Here is a 652-nt window from a genome sequence, read left to right on the forward strand (position 1 = left end):
TCCACCGCGGGCAGGCTCCAGGTGTGCGGCGGGTGGATGAGCTGCTGGGGTGAGCCCTGGAGGGTGGAGAGGGTGGTGCGCAGGGCTTCATGGCGGCGCACCAGCTCCTCGAAGGCACGGCGCAAGGCTTCGACGTCGAGGGCCCCTTCGATGCGGAGGGCCGCGGGGATGTTGTACGAGGCGTCGCCGGGCCGCAGCTGGTCGAGGAACCACAGCCGCTGCTGGGCGAAGGACAGCGGCAGCGCGCCCTCCCGTGCAACCCGCGTCAGCGGTAGGGAGTCGCTGCGCTCTTCCTTCTCTACACGCCTGGCGAGGGCCTCCACCGTGGGTGCCTCGAAGAGGGCGCGCAGGGGCAGCTCCACGCCCAGCTCCGAGCGCACGCGCGAGACGACCTGGGTGGCCAGCAGGGAGTGGCCGCCGAGGGCGAAGAAGTCGTCGTGCACGCCGATGCGGGGCAGGCGCAGCACCGCGGCGATGAGGGCGGCCAGCTTCGCCTCGGCCTGCGTGCGAGGGGCCAGGTAGTGCCGGGAGGAGTCAGGCGCCTCGGGCGCAGGCAAGGCCTTGCGGTCCACCTTGCCGTGGGACGTCAGGGGCAGGGCCTCCAGCTGTACGAAGGCGGAGGGCACCATGTACTCGGGCAGTAGCTGGCGCA

At 72.1% G+C, this 652-nt stretch carries 1 protein-coding gene; it reads right to left on the reverse strand.

Annotated features, from left to right (window positions below):
* A partial coding sequence (locus tag G4D85_RS48480; protein WP_164021935.1) for a condensation domain-containing protein occupies positions 1 to 652 on the reverse strand: 652 nt, incomplete at both ends.

This window comes from Pyxidicoccus trucidator, from assembly GCF_010894435.1.
GTDB lineage: Bacteria > Myxococcota > Myxococcia > Myxococcales > Myxococcaceae > Myxococcus > Myxococcus trucidator.